The following is an 18,993-nucleotide window of genomic DNA, read 5'->3' as shown; positions in this document are numbered from 1 at the left end:
CATGAGTATCAGCGGGACCGCGGCGGAGCCGGAGGTCGAGCGCCTGCGCGCGAGTCGCCCCGAGATCTCCGCCCTGGTCGACCGCCTCGACGGACTGCTCTTCGCGCCCGCCGACGACCTCGGCGTCACGCGGGTGGAACGGCTCACGCTGGCCGTCTACGTGGCGGCGCTGCATTCGGCCGAAGCCGACGGGTCCAGCGGGTCCGACGGGTCCGACCGGTCCGACGGGCCCGACGACCACTATGCCCGCCGCCTGCGCGAGGCGGGCGCGTCCGACGCGTACGCAACCGGTGTCCAGCGCGTCGCCGACCGTGATGTGGCGCCGGGCCCGTACGGCGTGTACATCGGCGGCGGCGCCCTGGCCGCCGAGTCCCGGCCCGGCCCGTCCCTCACCGTGACGCCGGAGCTGGCCGCGCTGGTCGGGGCCAGGACCGCCCAGGCGCTGCGGTACGCGCATCTGCTGGTCCTGCACCCACGCGATGCCCGCCCCGGCGACCTCCAGGAAATGTTCGACGCCGGGTGGACGCAGCGCCAACTCATCGTGATCGCCCAACTGGTGTCCGCCCTGACCCTGCTCCTGCGGGTGCGTCGGGGAGCCGCAGCGACCGCGGCCTGGCAGCGTACGAACGGAGTCCGGACATGACCGACGAGGAGCCGGAGCACGGAACCGACCCTGCCACCGGCCAGGTGATCGACCCTGGACCGATCGAGCGGCCCGACCGGTTCGCCCGCGGCTACGGCGGCTGGATCGCCTGGCTGGGCGAGGAGCCCGACGACGGCTTCGACTGGGCCGCCCCTTTCAACGAGAAGCGGGCAGCCCGGCCCACATTCCGGCTCACCGCTGGCGACCGCGCGGTCGCCGCCACGATGGCCGCGATAGAGGACGGCATCTTCGAACACGTGTCAGACGACCAAGGCGAGGAACTACCCCGCCACTACCGCGAATTCGCAGCGTTCGTCACCTCGCGGACCAACGGGTGCCTGTACTGCACGGCCGTGCACGCCCTGCGCTTCGGACAGTACAGCGGAGACCGCACCTCGGCCCTGCGGGTCCTCGACCACGGCGTCGGCGCCCAACTTCCCGAGAACCTCGGGGTACTCGCCGACTGCGCGGCCGCCCTCACCGCGACCCCGGCCGCCTTCGGCCCTGAACACGCCGCCGCCCTGGCCGAACAGGGCCTGGATGCCGCCGCGATACTCGACTTCGTCCACAGCGTCGCCTACTTCAGCTACGCCAACCGCATGGTCCTCACCGTGGGTGAACCCACCGCAGCCCCGGCCGCGCTTCCCACGTAGAACGCCCTACCTGGCGACGCCCACGGCGGTCGTTCCCAGGGCGTCGACAAAGACTTCCCACCGAGTGCCCAGACCAGGCAGTGGAACGTATTCCCGACCCGCTGCGCCACAACTACACGTCGGGGCAGCCGAGTTGATCTCCAGTGGTGCGAGCACGTACAACTCCGAACATAAGGCGTCCATCTCCGATCCCGTCGCCGTCCCGTGTGCGCTTTCGCAGCTCGCGGAGCCCTCGCACCGCTGGCCACGCTCTACACCCAGTACCGCCCGGAGAGCTTCCGGTGCCGAGGGAGGCCGCGCCGCAGCCGAACTTGAGGTTGCGGTGGGTCGCGTATAGCGGTGCCGCCGCCCTCGGTCACTGCCAGGAGAGCCGTCCACCTGCCCAGCCTCGTGAAAGCGCGCGCGTGAGCCCCGTGACCAGCAGGCCCACCTGATCCACAGTCTCAGCGGCCGCTCGCGGGGGATAACCCCACCGCACTCGCTGGTCCCAGCACCACCACCAATAGACATGTCAGCCGGATCGTGCGAGCTGCCGGGATCTCGCACGATTGGGCAAACACGGCGCACCCTCTGCTCTCGAAGGATCACTCATGTCCCGCACCCCCCGCAGGCACCGGTCCATATACCGCGTGCTGTCGTCTCTCGCCGTGCTGACCCTGGCTGCCGGCGCCGCCACGGCGTGCAGCAGCAACGACTCCTCGTCCAGCTCCTCGGCCTCTACGTCCGCCATCCCGTCCGCCTCTGGGGGGACCGGCAATGCGGCCGAGGCGAAGCTGCACATGGTCGACAACGACGGTCACCGCCTGGCCTTCTACGCCATACAAGGCAGCGGTTCCACCATCGTCCTGGACTCGGGCGGCGGCGAGGACTCCTCGCAGTGGAAGGACATCGCCCCCAAGGTTCACGCGGCCACCGGCGCCACCGTCATCACCTACGACCGGGCCGGCCTCGGCAAGAGCGACGTGGTGCCCGGCGCGTGGAAGGTCCAGAGCGCCGTCAGTGACCTCAAGGCGGGACTCAAGCAGTTGGGCATCACCAAGGACGTCACCCTGGTGGCCCACTCCCAGGCCGGCGAGATCGCGAACAACCTCGCCCAGGACGATCCGGCGATGCTCTCCGGCGCGGTCCTGGTCGACGCCAACCTCCCTCAGTTCTTCACCGACGAGGAAATCCCCCGCCTCGTCGCCGCGACCCAGCCGGACGTCGACGCAGCGAAGAAGGACCCCGAGAAGCCGGCCAACCGCCAGCTCATCTCTACCGCGGAGGGCTTCGCCGAAGCGCACCAGGCCTTCCACAAGGTGGTGTGGCCCACCTCAGTGCCCGCAACGGTCATGGTCTCGGAGAAGACCCCGTTCGCAGGCTCTCCCCCGGACGCCCAGCACTGGCGTGATGCGGCCGCCTCATTCGTCAAGGAAGCACCCAACCGGACGCTTGTCACCGCCAAGGGCACCTCCCACGAGGTGCCGACGGAACGCCCCGACCTCGTACTCAAGGCGATCGAAGACAGGTTCGCCGCACAGCACTGACCCCAAGGACGCCGGCGGACTCGCAGACCAGGTGCGGACCGCCCGGTACCGAGCAAGCAAGTTGCTGGTTGGACGGCAGTACGCCGTCCAACCAGCGGGCACAGTGCGCCAGCGGTGAGGCTGCGGCGGCCGAGCGGGTTTCGGTCAGGTCCTGGAAGTCGTGGGTCTCGGTCATCGTGTCTCCGTGGTTGCTCGGCCGGCGGTGTCCGCCGGGGTGCGGGGTCGGGGCACGGTGGCGGCCGACAACAGGTCGAGCCGCTTGTCCATGTCCAGGCGGAAGGTCCCGTACGGGTTGACGTTGGACCAGAACAGCGCGGTCAGCCCACGCCGGTCCTCATCACTCAGCCTCGATGCCCGGGCTGGTTCGGCCAGGACCTGCTGCACCAGCAAGGTGTTGACATGCACGAGCGCGGACTGGAGCAGGTGCAGGGCGAGCATCGAGGTCTCGGCGTGCTCCTTGTCCGGGCCGGTCAGGGCTCCGTCCTTGCCGTAGTGCAGCACGGTGTCCCGCGGCTACGAACACCTGCGCCGCCACGACCTGCGCCACACCGGCTTGACCGGGATGGCGGACGCCGGAGTCCCCCTGCACGTCCTGCGGTTGATCGCCGGCCACGGCTCCCCGCAGACCACCCAGCGCTACCTCAACCCTCGGGAGTTGCATCAGACGGGCGAGAAGTCGCAGGTCGGCAGCTCACGGAACGAGCGCGAGGCTCCCCGAAGGTACTACGCACTGGCGATCTGACCAGGCATGTTGCCGAGCTGATCCCTTCTGATGCATGATTTGCCCTCCAGAAGGGATGGTCTGGAGTGGTGCATCAGCGCAAGGTTGACCTGGCCGGGTCAGCACATCTGGAACTCGTCTCCGGCGTGGTCCAACTGCGCCCCGAGGACGCGATGTTCGACGCGATGCTGCGAGGTTGGCGGGCCCAACAGAAGGCTCGTGGGCTTCAGGACGAGACGGTCGAGGACCGGGAACGGCTGATTCGCCGGTTCCACGAGTTCGCGAACGACTACCCGTGGCAGTGGACGCCGGCCCACATGGACGAGTGGTCGGTGTGCCTGACCGGCGAGAAGCACTTGGCGCCGTCGACGATCCGCGGCTACCAGGGTATCGTCCGCCTGTTCAGCGAGTTCGTCATCGACAGCCGGTACGGCTGGGTGCCGGCCTGTCAGGAAGCCTTCGGCGTCTTCCCCGTGGCGGTCTGCCACGAGTGGAACACCATCCCGCACCTGCAGGACTACGAAGGCAGTCCGGAGGCCCGGCCGTTCACGCGGGAAGAGCTGCAGCGTTTCCTGGACTACGCCGACGACCAGGTCGACCGCGCGGTGCGCGCGAAGCGCAAGGGCGCCCTGGCCGCCTACCGCGACGCCACCCTCTTCAAGGCCGTCTACGGCTGGGGGCTGCGGCGGACCGAGACGTCCAAACTCGACGTCGTCGACTTCGGACGCAACCCGCAGGCCCCGCAGTTCGGCCGATACGGCACCCTCAACGTCCGCTACGGCAAGGCGAAGAGGGGTCAGCAGCCCCGGCGCCGGAACGTGCTGTCGGTGATGGACTGGGCCGTCGAGGCGGTCGCGGACTACGTCGAGAACGTCCGGCCGCGGTTCGGGTTCCCCGACCATCCGGCTCTGTGGATCACCGAGCGCGGTGGACGCCTCCAGCCCGGCTCCATCAACGACCGCTTCGAGGCATACCGCGACGCCCTAAAACTCCCAAAAGACCTAGTTCCGCACTCAATGAGACATTCATACGTCACCCACCTGACCGAGGACGGAGTGGACCGGCGGTTCATCCAGCAGCAGGTCGGCCACGAGTGCGACAGCTCAACGGCGATCTACACCCACGTCAGCGACGACTTCATGAACACTGCCCTGCACAAGGCACTGGCCCCGGCGTTCGCCGGGGTCTGACGGAAGGACCTGACGATGACCGCCAAGCTCGACTACCGCTGGCACCTGCGCAAGGTGATGGCGGACCGCGGGATGTTCTCCACCACCGACCTCATCCCGCCGCTCGCCGAACGGGGCATCACCTTGTCCACGAGCCAGGTCTACCGGCTCGCCGTCGAGCGCCCCGAACGGCTGAGCCTGAAGATCCTCATGGCCCTGCTCGACATCCTGGACTGCAGCATGGACGACCTCATCGAGCCGATCGCCTCGGCCACTGCGGTGAAGAGGCAGAAGAAGGCCGCCGCCGCTGGCGCCGCGCCGCCGGCAGCGGACGGGCTCGGTGACCTGCGGCCCAAGCGGGCCCGGATCAGGGGCGTCGACCTGCCGTGACCACCACCGACCAGCCGGCCCGCGCGGTCACAGACCCTGTCGGCCTGATCACGGACCTGATCAGCCACGTCGAGGAGGACCTCGACCCCGCAGCCGTCCGGGCCGTGGTCCTCGGCGTCGCCGGTGGCCGCGCGAAGTCGCGACGGCTCGCCGAAGCCCTGGCGGCCCGGCCCAAGGTCCTGTCCGACGGCCGCTCTCCCGCGCCCCGGGCTATCGGCGACCTGCTGATCGCCCTCCGCAAGGCCGGAGCCACGACGATCTCGCCGCCGGTCTGCCGCGACTGCGGCAAGCACCTGCGGACCTTCCAGCGCCGAGGCCAGGACTGGTACTGCGGGGTCTGCAACCAAGACACCACCGAGTGCGCCGGCTGCGGAGCCACCCGTCGCCTCCACTCGCGTGATCGGGCCGGCCGACCGCGCTGTTCGATGTGTCCGGACGTCGACCCACGTGATCCGCTCGAAGTCATCCACGAGGTGATCACCACGATCAATCCGGCCGCCGATCGCGAGATCACCGCCGACGCGGTCCGCCGATCCACTCCCCGCCCCTCCTACCAGCAGAAACTGGCCTGGGCCCTGGAGGACAACCCCCGTCTGCTGACCGGCGAGGGGCACCTGGCTCCCCTTCGCGCGATCCCACGGTTCATCGATCTGCTGCACGCCGCCGATGTCGCCGGCATCATCCTGCCGGCCTGCCCCCGCTGCCGACGCGTCGTCCGGATCGACAAGCCCCTCGACGGGCAGCGGGTCTGCCGCAACTGCATCGCCAAGTCCCGCATCGAGGAGTGCTCACGCTGCGGCGCCCGGCGCGAACCCGCCACGCGCGACGCCCAAGGCCAGCCGCTGTGTCCGAAGTGCCTGATCACGGACCCCGCCAACCTGGAGTCTTGCATCCTCTGCGGCAAGCGGCGCATGGTCAGCACCCGGACTCCCGGCGGGCCGATCTGCCCCAACTGCCGTCCCCTACCCACGCTGGTCTGCTCGATCTGCGGCCGCACCGCACCCTGCATGCTCTCGAGGCTGACAGGGCAGCCCCGCTGCGGCCGTTGCGATCAGCGAGAAGTGCACTGCACCGTCTGCGGACGCTTCCGAGACATCCACTCCGGCACCGTCGACGCCCCCGTCTGCGGCCCATGCACGAAGCCGGACGCCGAACTCTGGCGCCCCTGCCCGACCTGTGGTGAGGCCGAACGGCTGACCACACCCGGTCCTTGCCGTCGCTGCACGCTCAAGCAGCGGCTCGACGACCTCCTCGCCGACAACACGGGCACAGTCCCGCCGAAGCTCCAAGCCCTCCACGACGCCCTGGCCGGCACCCAACGGACGGCGACCGCCATGAGCTGGCTGTCGAAAGGCATCGTCTCCACCGTCCTGTCCGACCTGGCCTCCGGCCGACGTCCCCTGACCCACGAGGCCCTGGACGAACTCCCCGACAGCAAGGTCGTCGAACACATCCGCAGCGTCCTCGTGGCCGCCGACGCACTGCCGCACCGCGACGAGCAGATGGTCCGCCTCGAACGGCACGTGAAGGACCTCGTCGCCTCCCACGCCACCCCCGAAGGTCGGCAGATCCTGCACCGCTACGCGACCTGGCACCTGATCCGCCGGCTTCGCCGCCGAAGCCGCGGCAACGACATCACGCACACCCAGCACAACGTCGTACGCGTGCACCTGAGGGCCGCCGTCTATCTCCTGGACTGGCTCACGGACCAGGACCTGACCATGGCCAGCTGCCAGCAGAGCGACCTCGAACGCTGGATGACCCGCGACGAGACTCAACTCCAAAGGGAAGCAGGCCACTTCGTGCGCTGGGCCCTCAACCAGAGGATCACCCGCGACCTCAGTTTCCCCGCCGTGAAGTGGAACGGCCCCTCCCAGGCCATGGACGACGACGCCCGCTGGCCCACCGCCCACCGCCTGCTGAACGACGACACCATCCGGACCGAAGACCGATTGGCTGGCCTGCTGTTGCTCCTCTATGCCCAGTGGCCAGCGGCGATCTCACGGTTGACCACCGCCCATATCGAGGAGACGAACGCGACAGTCCGGATCCGCCTCGGCGACGTCGCGGTTACCTTGCCCGGTCCCATCGCCGAGCTGGCCCTGGAGCAAGTCGCTGCCCGTCGCAGCCACGCGGTCCTCGCCCAGACCGACTCTCCCTGGCTCTTCCCCGGCGGCCAGCCCGGCCGACCGATCAGTGCTTGGGCGATGGGTGAACGACTCCGCAAGCTCGGCATCCGGCTCGCGGCCACCCGCTCCACCGCGCTGTTCCAGCTCGCCACCGAGCTGCCCGCCGCGATCCTCGCTCGCACCCTTGGCATCCACATCACCGTCGCCGTCAAGTGGCAGCGAGCCGCCGCCGGCGACTGGGGCGCCTACGCCGCCCAGGTCAGCCACCGCATCAACCATCCCCACCGACACGGAGACGACGACCATGCCCCTCGATGACCAGCACATCTGGGCTCTGCTGAAGAACCTCGACGATCCCGACAACATGGAGTTCCCTCAGAACTACGACCACGCCGCGACCCGAGCCCGATTCGACCAGCTCGCAGCCAGGCTGGATCAGCGGTTCCGCTGCACCTGCACCGTCGATCGAGGCGTCCAGGACGCGAACCACCACGGGTCCATCGTCATCCCCACCAGCGCAACGGCCAGCGGAGACCACGTCACCATCACGGTCAGCAACTACGGCAACCTCGTCGCCGTGACGCTGGGGAACCCCGGCAGTTACGACGAGGAAGAAGAGAGCGTCCTCTTCGAGACCGCCGACCGTCGCCCCATCGACGACGAACTCGACGCACTCGGCTACATCGCCGTCTCCGAGCACCTGCTCTGGACCCGATACGACGGCGTCAGCAACCTCGGTACATGCTTCGAGCCGCGAACCTGGTGGGACCGCTTCTTCGACTACATCTGAGCTGCCCCAAGCGGCACTGCACCGCAGGCATTCGGACAGTTCCAATACCCGACTCCACCATTACACCCCGACCTGCGGCCCGTGATCCACGCCGGCCACAACCTCAGCACCCACCTCACCAGCGTCCGCACCCCTCCCCCGCCGTCGCCAGCCCTGTCCGCAACGCTGCGACGGTTGTAGGGAAGCCACAATCCCCTCACGAACACGACGATCTTGGTCCCCAGAAAAACGCACGCCGACCTGCGGGTTTTCTTGAGTTACCAGCCCCGATCGGCCCCCAGGTACTGACGCGTCATCACATGAACATCGTTCCCGAAAACAAAGAGAGACCCGCTGACCTGGCTCAATGCCAGTCCAGCGGGCCTTCGTGCACCGTCGGGAGGACAGGATTTGAACCTGCGACCCCTTGACCCCCAGTCGCGAAGATCAAGGGGATTTCCCGGCTATTCGGGACCAATCTCCCGCGTATCACGCGTAGTAATGCCACTATCGTCCACCAACGCGCACCGCGTGTGGTCCCCACCGGGTCCCTGGCAACCTGGGTCAGTACATCACGAGACGTCTCTCATTCAGTCTGCCTCGCCGGTCGGCATCTGACAATCGAACACCGGGACAGCGAAATCTTCCTCAAGCGTTGTCGGCGACGGATGAAATGTCGGACGAAGGCGAGAGTGCGGCGGGCTCATGGGTGCAGTGCGGGGGGCGAGATCACCGCGTGCTGCTCTCCGCGCGAGCGAAGGTGACCCGTCCAGGGCGCGGACGTTGACGGGCAGGGGCGTGCTCTCCGCGCGAGCGGAGGAGGTACGTCCGGCGTCGAGGGCCGGGCCTGCACAATCAGCCCGTGGCAGTTACGCACGAGGGTACGAACGTGCACCTCCTTGGCGGAAAGGGTGACGGCAGTCGACCCGGAGTGCCGCTCGGCGGCCGATGCGGCCGCATCGAGCCCCGGCACCCGCTGTGGGGGCGCACGAAATCGGACCCGCCCACTAACCTCGCGCTTTCATGAAGCGGGCTGTCCGACGGGTGGTCAGGTAAGCTAAAAGTGCCTCTGAACAGCAAGAACGAGGATTGTCGAGGTCCTTGTTCCTGCCACCGTCGGAGGCACTTCCCAGGTGAAGAAGCGTATCGGGTCCTACCCACGTGTCCGCGTCGAGGGCGGTGGCCGTGGGGTGGCGTCCCAGGCCGGAGCCGTGCTGCTGGTCGAGACGGTCCCCAAGACCGGGCTGGACCAGGCGATATCGGCGGCGCTGGCGCCGTGGCGACGGCCGCGGGCGGTGCACGATCCAGGGAAGATCCTGCTGGACGTGGCCCTCGCGGTCGCGCTGGGCGGGGACTGCCTCGCGGATGTCGGGACCCTGCGGGCCGAGCCCGGCGTGTTCGGGCCGGTGGCCTCCGACCCGATGGTCTCCCGGCTCGTCGACGCCCTCGCCGTGGCCGGGCCGAAGGCCCTGTCCGCGATCAGGGCCGCTCGGGCCGAAGCGCGTGAGCGCGTCCGGAAGCTGGCCGGCACTGCGGCGCCGCATGCCGCGGGGCAGGTGATCGTGGACCTGGACGGGGTGCTCGTGCTGGCCCACTCCGAGAAGCAGGACGCCACCGCGACCTGGAAGAAGACCTTCGGACACCATCCCCTGACGGCGTTCGTCGACCACGGAGGCGGCGGGAGCGGGGAACCGGTGGCCGGCCTGCTCAGGCCAGGCAACGCAGGCAGCAACACCGCCGCCGACCACATCACAACCGCACAACTCGCCCTGGCCCCAATGCCGAAGAGGTACCGGCGCGGACGCCAGGCGCTGATCCGAACCGACTCCGCAGGCGGCACCCACGATTTCGTCGCCTGGCCCGCCCAACGCGGCCGGTGGCTGTCGTACTCGGTCGGCATGACCATTACCGAGCAGATCCACCAGGCCATACTCAAGGTCCCCGCCACGGCCTGGACGGCAGCGATCGAGCCCGGCGGCGAGATCCGGGACGGAGCCTGGGTCGCCGAGATCACCGGCGACCGCCTCAAAGACTGGCCGAAGGGAATGCGGCTGATCGTCCGCATTCATGCATGTGATGTTAGCCACACTCTAACGCGTTTGGGGTTCAACATGTCGACCTTGCGGGTCGATTGACTATCTGTTTGGGATATCTTATACCGTTCTTGTGTCGGTGGAGTCGTCGATTCCCCCTAACCGCCCCTTGGCTCCCCTTTAGCTCTCGTTGGGTATTTCTTTTGATCCGTTCCTTTTCGTGTGGCGGATGTGTGAAGATCCATCAGTTTTCCGGTTGCGGGGGCAACTTCGCACTCGGGTCTGACGAGGGAGGGGCCAGTGGGGATGTACTGGGGGGGGTGTTCGGCGTTACGCGCCGGGCAGTCTGATACGCACGCGTTCGGCGTGGTTGCGTCGGGTGTCGGTGCTTGTGGTGATCGCGCTGGCCGTTGAGGCGGCGACGGTCGCGGCGGATTCGGGGGTGGCGTTCGCCGCACCCGGGTCCGAGCGGGAAGGGACCGTCGGGTCGGCGCCGTCGTACGGGGTGGCGGAGGCGCAGGATGTGCTGTCGGCGCGGTTGATGGCACGGTTGCAGGGCCGGCGGATCGAGGCGTTGAGCGAGCGTACGGATGCTTCGCAGACGTTCGTGAACGCCGACGGAACGGTGACGTACACCGCGTTCGCGGAGCCGAAGTGGACCCAGCGCGGCGGCTCGTGGGTGAATCTGGACCCGACGCTTCAGCTCGGAGCCGACGGCAGTGTCGTGCCGGTGGCGGCCGAGACGGATCTGGTGCTGTCCGGCGGTGGTTCGGGGCCGTTGGCATCGTTGGCGGTCGACGGCAAGAACCTGTCGCTGACGTGGCCGACGGCGTTGCCGATGCCGGTGCTGTCCGGCGCGAAGGCGACGTACGCGAACGTGCTGAAGGACGTGGACCTTGAGTTGACCGCTTCGCTGAAGGGCGGGGTGGAGGAGACGCTGGTGGTCAAGTCCGCCGAGGCGGCCTCCGGCCCAGGGCTGTCGGATCTGGTGCAGAGCGTGTCGACCAGCAACGGCGTCACCGCGGCGACGGACGCGGGCGGGAATCTGACGGTGACCGACGGCACCGGCCGTCTGCTGGTGAACTCTCCGGCGCCGGTGATGTGGGACTCGGCGACCAGTGCCGAACCCGCTGCGGCGGGCGGCGGGAACAGCACCGCCGGGCTCGCGCCCGCGGAGGCGGACAAGGCGAAGCCCCGCGCGGGCACCCGTTCCACCGCCCAGGGGCCGGGTTCCCACGCCCACCATGCGGCGGTGAAGACCACGTTGAAGGGCCGCAAGCTCCATCTGACGGCCGACCGTGGGCTGTTGACGGCGAAGAGCACCGTCTTCCCGGTTTACATCGACCCCGCCTATGTGCCGCACCCGGCCAGTGGCAGCCGCCTGCACTGGAACGAGGTGCAGCAGGCGTATCCGAACACGTCGAACTACGACTCCAGCCCGTCCAACGGCAACGGCGTGGGCTACCAGGGCTTTTCCTCGCCGAAGGGAATCGAGCGGACCTACTACCAGGTCGGCATCCCCACGGCGATCTGGGGCGGCACCGTGCTCAGCGCCGACATGAAGATGACGGAGAGCTACTCCGCGTCGTGCGGCACCACGTCCTACGGCGTCCAGGCGTGGTCCACCAGCCCGTTCAGCGCCTCCACGAACTGGAGCAACGCGCCGTCGAAGGTTGCCCAGCAGAGCTCGGTGAACTTCGGCCCCGCCTGTAGCTCCAGCCCGTCGGGGACCTTCAGCTTCATGAACCAGGTCACCAACGCCGCCGCGAACCACTGGTCGAACATCACCTTCGTGCTGGTCAGCAGCAGTGAGACCAACGAGGTGCAGTTCAAGCGGTTCTCCAGCGCCGCATCACTGTCGATCACGTACAACACCCCGCCGACGAACCCGACCGGCCTGGCTGTCTCGCCGTCGGAGACGGTCGGCTACGCGGCCAGCGGAACGCCGACATTCTCAGCGAAGGCCACCGACGCCAACAGCGACACCGTCCGGCTGGAGTACCAGGTGCTGTCCGGCACCACGGTCAAGGCATCCGGCAGCTCTCCGTATGTCGCTTCCGGTGCGGCCGGTACGTGGAAGGTGTCCACCGCGCTGGCGGACGGCTCGTACACGTGGAAGGTCCGCGCCTACGACGGGCACGACTACTCGGCGTGGACCGCGAACCAGGCGCTGATCATCGACACCACGGCACCGGCCAACACTTCGGTGGCCTCCACCGCCTTCCCGGCGGGGGCATGGTCCGGGACACCTGACGCGTCGGGGAACTTCACCGGCTCCTTCACCTTCACCCCGCCGACCACGGATGTGGGCGAGGTCGCATGGCAGTTGGACAGCGAGGCGTGGAACCACACCGCCACGACCGGCACCGCGTTCACGAAGTCGCTGACGTTCAGGGCCGGCAAGCACACGCTGATCGCCAAGACCCACGACAAGGCGGGCAATGTCGCCTCGGGTACCTACTACGTCTTCTACGCCGGCTCCGGCGCCGCACTGCTGACCCCCGGGCAGGGTGACCGCCCTGCCCGCCGCGTGTCCCTGACCGCGGAGGGCAAGCCGTCCGCGACCGGAGTGACGTACCAGTACCGCATCGGGGAGACCGACACCTGGCACAACGTGCCCACCGCCCATGTCACCGTCGGTACCTCCGGGGCGCCGGTCGCGTCCTGGCCCTTCACCGCAACCGGCGGGACGCCGGCCGCGCTGACCTGGACCATCACCGACACCCTCACGCAGGACGGACCGGTCGACCTGCGCGCGGTCTTCACCGACGGCACCCTGTCCGACAACTCCCCGCCGAACACGGTCACCGTGGACCGTAACGCCGGTTCCGCGCCGTCGCTGTCCGCCGGGCCAGCGTCGGTCAACGCGCTCACCGGTGACGCGAGCGTCAGCGCCACCGACGCCTCCGGCTTCGATCTGACCGTCACCCGTAGCGCCTCCTCCCGTCGTCCGGCCAACGGGGCGGCGCAGGAGGGACAGGCGGCGATCTTCGGTCCGCAGTGGACGGCGGGCACCACCGCCGAGATCACCGGCTCGGACTGGTCCTACATCCGTAAGGCGTCGGACAAGTCTCTGGCGCTGGTCAATGTGGACGGTGACCCGACCGGGTTCACCGCCACCTCCGGCGGCGGGTGGAAGCCCGAACCGGGCGCGGAGGACCTGACACTGACCGGCTCCCTCACCGGCACCTTCACGTTGAAGGACACCGAGGGGACGACCACCACGTTCGCCAAGGTCGATCCCTCGGCCACGACATGGCAGGTCACCTCGACGTTCCTGCCGACCACCAACTCCACCACCCAGGTCGTCTCGGAGAAGATCCCGGTCGGCAATACGTTCCTGGCCCGCCCCAAGTACGTCGTCGCACCCACGTCCGCCGTCACGCAGGCCACCTGCTCCACCACGCCCGCGACCAAGGGCTGCCGCGTACTGGAATACGTCTACGCCAACGCCACCACCGCGACCGCCTCGGTGTTCGGGAACTACGCCGATCAGGTCTCCCAGGTCAGGCTGTGGTCGACCGAGCCCGGCGCGTCGGCCGCCACCGCCGTCACCGTCGCCCAGTACGCGTACGACACGACCGGGCGTCTGCGCCAGCAGTGGGATCCGCGCGTCAGCCCCGCGCTGAAGACGGGTTACGACTACGACAGCGCGGGCCGTATCACCACGCTGACCCCGCCCGGTGAACTGCCGTGGACCTTCACCTACGGCAGCGTCGGCAACACGGCCACAGCCAGCGACGGCATGCTGCTGACCGCGTCCCGGCCCACCCTCACTCCGGGCAGCGCGGACCAGACCAACGGCACCGCGACGACCAGCCTCGTCTACAACGTCCCGCTCAACGGCGCCGCCGCCCCGTACAAGATGAGCGGTAGCGACGTGGCCGCCTGGGGTCAGGGCGACGCACCCTCGGACGCCACCGCCGTCTTCCCCGCCGACGCCATTCCGTCCTCGCACAACGGCGCGTCGCTGGCGTCCAACGCCTACCGCCGCGCGGTTGTCACCTACACCAACCCCTCGGGCCGTCAGGTCAACACCGCCGGCCCCGGCGCGCACATCACCACCACCGAATACGACCGCTACGGTCATACGGTCAGAGAACTGACGGCCGCCAACCGTGAACTGGCCCTGGCCACTGGCGGCGACGGTCTCGCCGAGCAGCGGCAACTGGGCATCGACACGCTCACACCGGCCGAGCGGGCGCAGGCGCTGTCCATCGTCTCGGTCTACAACACCAGCAGCGTCGCTGCGGACGCGGGCACCGGCAAGGACACCGACCCCGCCAACGTCGGCCAGCGGGAACTGGAGAAGCTCGGCCCGCTGCACATGGTCACCCTCGCCGGCACCCTCAACGCGGGTACCGGAGGCATCAATCTGCCCGCGGGATCCTGGGTTCCGGCCCGGCAGCACACGGTGACCGCCTACGACCAGAGCCGTCCCACCGACGGCACCGCGACCGTGGCCAACCAACCGACCACCGTCACCATCGGCGCGCGCGTGAGCGGCTACCCGGCAGACGCCGACACCCGTACGAGCACCACCGGATACGACTGGGCCAAGGGCCTGCCCACCCGGACCGTCACCGACCCCGCCGGGCTGAATCTAGTCGATACCGCCGACTACGACGCCCAGGGCCGCGTCATCAAGACCACCCTGCCCAAGTCCACCGGCACGGACGCGGGCGCCACCGTGACAACCTACTGGTCGGCCAGTGGCACCGGTGCCTGCAACGGCCGCCCCGAATGGGCCGACCTCGTCTGCTCCACCGGCCCGGCCGGTGCGATCACGGGCGGCGGCACCAACCCGTCCCAACTGCCCACCAAGACCACGACCTACGACAGGTGGGGCAGCGCCGCCGCGGTCACCGACACCGCGGGGAGCAGCACCCGCACCACCACCACGGCCTTCGACGCCGCAGGACGTGTAACCGGCACGTCCCTCACCGGCGGTGTGGGGACGGCGGTCCCGGCCGCCACGACCACGTACGACCCTGCCACCGGCCAGGTCGCCACCACCGTCGCCGCGGGCAAGACCATTACCAGCGCCTACGACGCACTGGGACGGCTGATCTCCTACAGCGACGGCGCGGGCAACACCGCCACCACGTGGTACGACCCCCTCAACCGGCCCGTCAAGGTGACCGACTCGGCGCCGTCGACCACCACTTACTCCTACGACACGACCAGTGACCCGCGAGGTCTGGAGACCTCCCGCACCGACTCCGTCGCAGGCACCTTCACCGCCACCTACGACGCGGACGGCAGCCTCGCCACCCAGTCGCTGCCGGGCGGCTATACGCTCACCGCCGCCCAGGACGAGACCGGCGCGACCGTTTCTCGCACCTATACGCGTGACAGCGACGGCCTGACCGTGACCGGGGACACCGCGAGCACCACGGTCCAGGGGCAGTGGACCACCCACTCGTCCGACACGGCCGAGCAGACATACTCCTACGACGCTGCCGGACGCCTCACCAACGTTGACGATACTCAGGACAGCGTCACCACCCACCGCTCCTACGCCTTCGACAACAACACCAACCGCACCAGCCTGACCACCGTCACCGACAATCCCGACGGAACTTCGGGAACCCCTGCCACGACCACGTACACCTACGACAGCGCCGACCGCCTCACCACCCCGGGAACTGTCTACGACGCCTTCGGCCGCACCACCACCCAAGCCACCGGCGCCACCATCGGCTACTACACCAACGACCTTGTCCGTCAGCAGACCTCCGCCGACGGGACCAGCCGCCAGACCTGGACTCTGGATGCGGCTCAACGCCTGGCCTCCTGGACAACCGAAACCAACACGAACGGCGTCTGGACCAACACCGGTGCCAAGTCCGGCCACTACGGCTGTGGTTGCGACAGCCCGACATGGATAGCCGAAGACGCTGCCGGGACGATCACCCGAAACATCCACGGAATTGACGGCGATCTGGACGTCATCACGGGCTCTTCCGGCTCCGCCGTACTGCAACTGACTAATCTGCACAGCGACGTCACCGTACAACTCCCACTGGACACGACCGTCTCCCCCACGGCTAAGTCCTACGACGAGTATGGAAACTCGCAATATAACCCTGCCGCCGTTCGCTATGGCTGGCTCGGGGGCGAACAACGTTCCGCAGAAGCACTCGACAACCTCACGTTGATGGGCGTACGCCTCTACGATCCGACATCTGGACGATTCCTGCAGAATGATCCGGTCGCCGACGGCTCGCCGAATCGTTACGGATATCCTGCCGACCCGCTGACGATGTATGATCTCAACGGGCAGTCCTGGCTGGGAAAAATGCGCAAAGCTTGGAAGATCCTAAAGTGCGCCAGCGCCATTGGCCTTGTCGTAGCATCACTGTGGCTGCCCGCCGCAAAGATCCTGAAAATCAAGCGTGCGATTCGGGGGCTGGGGGGTGTTAAAAATGCCGCACGCCTCATCCTCGGAGCAACAAGCATCGGCGAGAAGTTGAGTTCGATCGCTAAAATCGGAATCACATTCGGGGTAAGCATCACGGGTGTCGATTCGATTCTGAGCAACTGCAAGTAGCGGCACTTACCGGGCGGGTGCAGAAGAGACCGCACCCGCCCGACTATCGGAATTCACCAAACGAGGTGGAAATATCATTCTCAACAATAAAAATTTTACCGTAATTGACAACTCGATCCTGATTTTGACTATGATCGACGGGCTCATTGCTGCTGCAGATGATGGCGACCGTCCGGGGCTCGAAAAGGCCGCTGCGGCAATCAGAGGGTTTGTGGCCGCCGCTGGTGACCCCCAAGTAAAGTGGGCCAGGCAAGCGCTAGCGAATTCTGGGATAGAAGCGACGAATCAAATCGACGCCGTCCGCGAGCTGCGCTCACAAGCCGCTGGATTGGGCGTCCTGGATGCAGGGATCCTCCTCAAGAAGGTCATCGAAAACGACAGAGAAATAATGAAATGAAAGAGTGATCTCCTGCGGGAGTCCCCTCCGGGTATTGCACGTGACTCGGCGTGCCATTCGGCATTTTTTGATCTCTGGAGGAGTATTTCTAATGGGTACCGATATAGCGGAACCGCCCGAGCGCGTCGGGCGGCGGCGAGATCACCGGCTCCTACGGCCAGCCCGTGCTTACGCTCCCCCAGCACTTTCCACGGTGGCCTGACCCAGTCGTTCTGGGCGGTGAGTGCCTCAAACCCGCTGGAACGCAGCAGCCGGGCCAGAACCACCTACAGAAGATATCCGCGTAACACAGGAACCCCGATTATGCGGCGGTCCTAGTAACACCCCGGGCCAACTGCCGCGAACCCGCCGACGCGTCGGCGTCAGGGTTACGGCTTACGAGTTGGTGCGTGATAGCGGGTGAGGCGTCGCTCCGGGCAGGTGTCATGATCCGAGTGTGGTGATCATGGTTAATCGGCCGGTGCTGGCGCATCGCCTGTTCACGGGGATCTCTCGTCAGCATCTCGCCTGCCTGGTCGAGGAGTTGGCGTTGCTGTGGGAGGCCGGCGTCGAGGGTGGACGTCATGCTGCGCGGGGTGGGGCGAGGAAGCGGGCCGCGGGTGCCGGCGCTCGTCACCGGTTGGTGTTCGTCGACCGGCTGGTGGCCACGCTGATCCATCTGCGGCGTGACCTGCCGCACTCGGTACTGGGGCTGCTGTTCGGTGTCGACCGATCCACCATCACCCGCGCGATCGGAGAAATACGTCCGCTCCTGGCGGAGCGGGGATGCGCGGTTCCCGACACCCCTGGCCTGCGTCTTCGGACGCTGCCGGATGTGTTCGCCTACGCCCAGGCCGAGGGCAGCGAATTACGGCTGGATGCCACGGAGATCCAGGTCCGCCGGCCACCGCCCAGCCGCGGCGGACGACGGGCATTCGTGTCGGGCAAGAAGAAGCAGAACACCATGAAGGCCACCGTGATCGCTGACTGGCGGGGCCGCACGTTATGGACCGATGCCCTGCGACCTGGACGTATGCACGATGCCACGGCCGCCCGCAACGAAGGCATCGCCATCTGTTTCCAGCACTTCCCCGACGTCGAAGTCCTCCTGGACGACGGTTACCTCGGCCTGAGCCGTGATCACCGCGGGCAAGCGATCACACCGCCCAGAAAACCGCGGCCGGGAGCACTGCCCGGCAGAGTCGAGCAGTGGGAACGCGACCGCCACGATCACTCATCCGACCGCATCACCGTCGAACACGCCCTTGCCGACCACAAACGCTGGAAACAACTGACGCGCTGGACCCACCGACGCGACCGCCTGCCCGACACCTACCGGGCCATCGCCGGTCTCGTCTCCGACCGCACCATCACCGCCTGAAAAACAGGCCACGACCAGGCCAGGCCAAACACGCCTCACCCGCTATCACGCACCAACTCGTAAGAAGCCATCTCATTTGGGTGGCTCGGTGTTCTGTGAATCATGGTGGGGATCGTTGAGCGGTTGGTGCCGGACGATTTGTGGGAGTTGTTCCAGCGGGTGGTGCCCCCGACCGGGCGATCGGCGGTCGGCGCACGATGCATGGCCCAACGCGGGCGGGCTGCTGCAGGTTCGCTCACCGATTAGGAAGCCCATCGCCTGTGCGGGAGGCCGTAGGGTCTTGCTCCGTGCGGCGACTTGAGATCTCGGATCTGATCACTGCGGTGGACTCGCGGAGCGGTGGCCGGGTTCCGGTGCGGCGTGCGGAGGTGATTCGACGGCTCCGGGAGAGTGGTGATGAGCCCGCGGCCAGGATCGTCGCCGGGCTGCCTGCGGATCAGGACGGCGTACTCGACCCGCACGCCGTGGACAGTCTGCTCATCACCGTGCACACGGAACTCCAGCGGTTGAGCGAGGAACTGCGGATCGGCGAGCACCTGGTGCATGTGCTCGGCCTGAGGGGCCCCGAAGTTTCCGGACAGGCACCCAATAGGGTTGTCCTGAACAAGGAAACGAGGAAGAAGTGGCGCCACCCAGTAAGTACTCGCCGG

Annotated in this window: 11 protein-coding genes, 1 tRNA gene and 3 pseudogenes; 13 read left to right on the top strand and 2 right to left on the bottom strand. The window is 67.6% G+C overall.

The genetic code is table 11. The features are described from left to right. Nucleotide 1 precedes the first annotated feature (1 nt). The 3 genes from ACFZBB_RS32495 (at nt 2) to ACFZBB_RS32485 (ending at nt 2,822) form a co-directional block, all read left to right on the top strand. A complete protein-coding gene (locus tag ACFZBB_RS32495; RefSeq protein ID WP_391130103.1) occupies nt 2-643 on the top strand; it encodes a hypothetical protein in 642 nt (213 codons plus the stop codon). After that, a complete protein-coding gene (locus tag ACFZBB_RS32490) occupies nt 640-1,296 on the top strand; it encodes a peroxidase-related enzyme (RefSeq protein ID WP_391130100.1) in 657 nt (218 codons plus the stop codon). Before ACFZBB_RS32495 ends, ACFZBB_RS32490 begins: the two co-directional genes overlap by 4 nt. A gap of 590 nt (nt 1,297-1,886) precedes the next feature. Next, nucleotides 1,887-2,822: an alpha/beta fold hydrolase gene (locus ACFZBB_RS32485; RefSeq protein WP_391130097.1), complete on the top strand. Its 936-nt coding sequence runs from the start codon at nt 1,887-1,889 to the stop codon at nt 2,820-2,822. A gap of 171 nt (nt 2,823-2,993) precedes the next feature. Here the strand turns inward: ACFZBB_RS32485 and ACFZBB_RS32480 are convergent, their stop codons facing one another. After that, a complete protein-coding gene (locus ACFZBB_RS32480; protein ID WP_391130094.1) occupies nt 2,994-3,323 on the bottom strand; it encodes a Tn3 family transposase in 330 nt (109 codons plus the stop codon). Nucleotides 3,324-3,333: 10 nt separating this feature from the next. Here ACFZBB_RS32480 and ACFZBB_RS32475 point away from each other — a divergent pair. From ACFZBB_RS32475 to ACFZBB_RS32455, 5 genes and pseudogenes are all read left to right on the top strand, one after another. Then, nucleotides 3,334-3,472: pseudogene (locus tag ACFZBB_RS32475) on the top strand (tyrosine-type recombinase/integrase); the annotation flags it as partial. Nucleotides 3,473-3,629: 157 nt separating this feature from the next. After that, entirely contained in the window at nt 3,630-4,733 is a 1,104-nt protein-coding gene (locus ACFZBB_RS32470; RefSeq protein ID WP_391130091.1) for a tyrosine-type recombinase/integrase, read from the top strand. Between the two features lie 15 nt (nt 4,734-4,748). Beyond that, nucleotides 4,749-5,102: a helix-turn-helix domain-containing protein gene (locus tag ACFZBB_RS32465; RefSeq protein ID WP_391130088.1), complete on the top strand. Its 354-nt coding sequence runs from the start codon at nt 4,749-4,751 to the stop codon at nt 5,100-5,102. Next, nucleotides 5,099-7,549 carry a site-specific integrase gene (locus tag ACFZBB_RS32460; protein WP_391130085.1) on the top strand — a complete coding sequence of 817 codons (2,451 nt, stop codon included), beginning with the start codon at nt 5,099-5,101 and terminating at the stop codon, nt 7,547-7,549. The genes ACFZBB_RS32465 and ACFZBB_RS32460 overlap by 4 nt, the downstream gene beginning before the upstream one ends. Next, complete coding sequence (locus tag ACFZBB_RS32455; RefSeq protein ID WP_391130082.1) at nt 7,536-8,021, top strand: hypothetical protein; 486 nt, start codon at nt 7,536-7,538, stop codon at nt 8,019-8,021. The genes ACFZBB_RS32460 and ACFZBB_RS32455 overlap by 14 nt, the downstream gene beginning before the upstream one ends. 375 nt (nt 8,022-8,396) lie before the next feature. Here ACFZBB_RS32455 and ACFZBB_RS32450 read toward each other — a convergent pair. Beyond that, nucleotides 8,397-8,485, bottom strand: a tRNA-OTHER gene (locus ACFZBB_RS32450). 648 nt (nt 8,486-9,133) lie between these two features. Here ACFZBB_RS32450 and ACFZBB_RS32445 point away from each other — a divergent pair. The 5 genes and pseudogenes from ACFZBB_RS32445 to ACFZBB_RS32425 form a co-directional block, all read left to right on the top strand. Next, a pseudogene (locus tag ACFZBB_RS32445) lies at nt 9,134-10,063 on the top strand (IS1380 family transposase); the annotation flags it as partial. Between the two features lie 349 nt (nt 10,064-10,412). Next, nucleotides 10,413-16,586: an RHS repeat-associated core domain-containing protein gene (locus ACFZBB_RS32440; protein ID WP_391130079.1), complete on the top strand. Its 6,174-nt coding sequence runs from the start codon at nt 10,413-10,415 to the stop codon at nt 16,584-16,586. Nucleotides 16,587-16,716: 130 nt separating this feature from the next. Beyond that, nucleotides 16,717-16,983, top strand: a complete 267-nt coding sequence (locus tag ACFZBB_RS32435; protein ID WP_391130076.1) for a hypothetical protein — start codon at nt 16,717-16,719, stop codon at nt 16,981-16,983. A gap of 445 nt (nt 16,984-17,428) precedes the next feature. After that, nucleotides 17,429-18,343 (top strand): transposase family protein, encoded by a 915-nt coding sequence (locus ACFZBB_RS32430; protein ID WP_391130228.1) that lies wholly within the window; start codon nt 17,429-17,431, stop codon nt 18,341-18,343. 287 nt (nt 18,344-18,630) lie between these two features. Next, nucleotides 18,631-18,993: pseudogene (locus ACFZBB_RS32425) on the top strand (hypothetical protein); the annotation flags it as partial.

Origin of the sequence: Streptomyces sp. NPDC008139 (assembly GCF_042957025.1) — a bacterium.
Lineage (GTDB): Bacteria > Actinomycetota > Actinomycetes > Streptomycetales > Streptomycetaceae > Actinacidiphila.
The sequence above is the reverse complement of the archived record's forward strand: the minus strand, read 5'-3'. Positions and strand labels throughout refer to the sequence as shown.

Bases quoted from the DNA above. Each gene is read 5' to 3' on its own strand.
- ACFZBB_RS32465 (WP_391130088.1), top strand. From the start codon at position 4,749: ATGACCGCCAAGCTCGACTACCGCTGGCACCTGCGCAAGGTGATGGCG.
- ACFZBB_RS32435 (WP_391130076.1), top strand. From the start codon at position 16,717: ATGATCGACGGGCTCATTGCTGCTGCAGATGATGGCGACCGTCCGGGG.
- ACFZBB_RS32495 (WP_391130103.1), top strand. From the start codon at position 2: ATGAGTATCAGCGGGACCGCGGCGGAGCCGGAGGTCGAGCGCCTGCGC.
- ACFZBB_RS32455 (WP_391130082.1), top strand. From the start codon at position 7,536: ATGCCCCTCGATGACCAGCACATCTGGGCTCTGCTGAAGAACCTCGAC.
- ACFZBB_RS32485 (WP_391130097.1), top strand. From the start codon at position 1,887: ATGTCCCGCACCCCCCGCAGGCACCGGTCCATATACCGCGTGCTGTCG.
- ACFZBB_RS32430 (WP_391130228.1), top strand. From the start codon at position 17,429: ATGGTTAATCGGCCGGTGCTGGCGCATCGCCTGTTCACGGGGATCTCT.
- ACFZBB_RS32490 (WP_391130100.1), top strand. From the start codon at position 640: ATGACCGACGAGGAGCCGGAGCACGGAACCGACCCTGCCACCGGCCAG.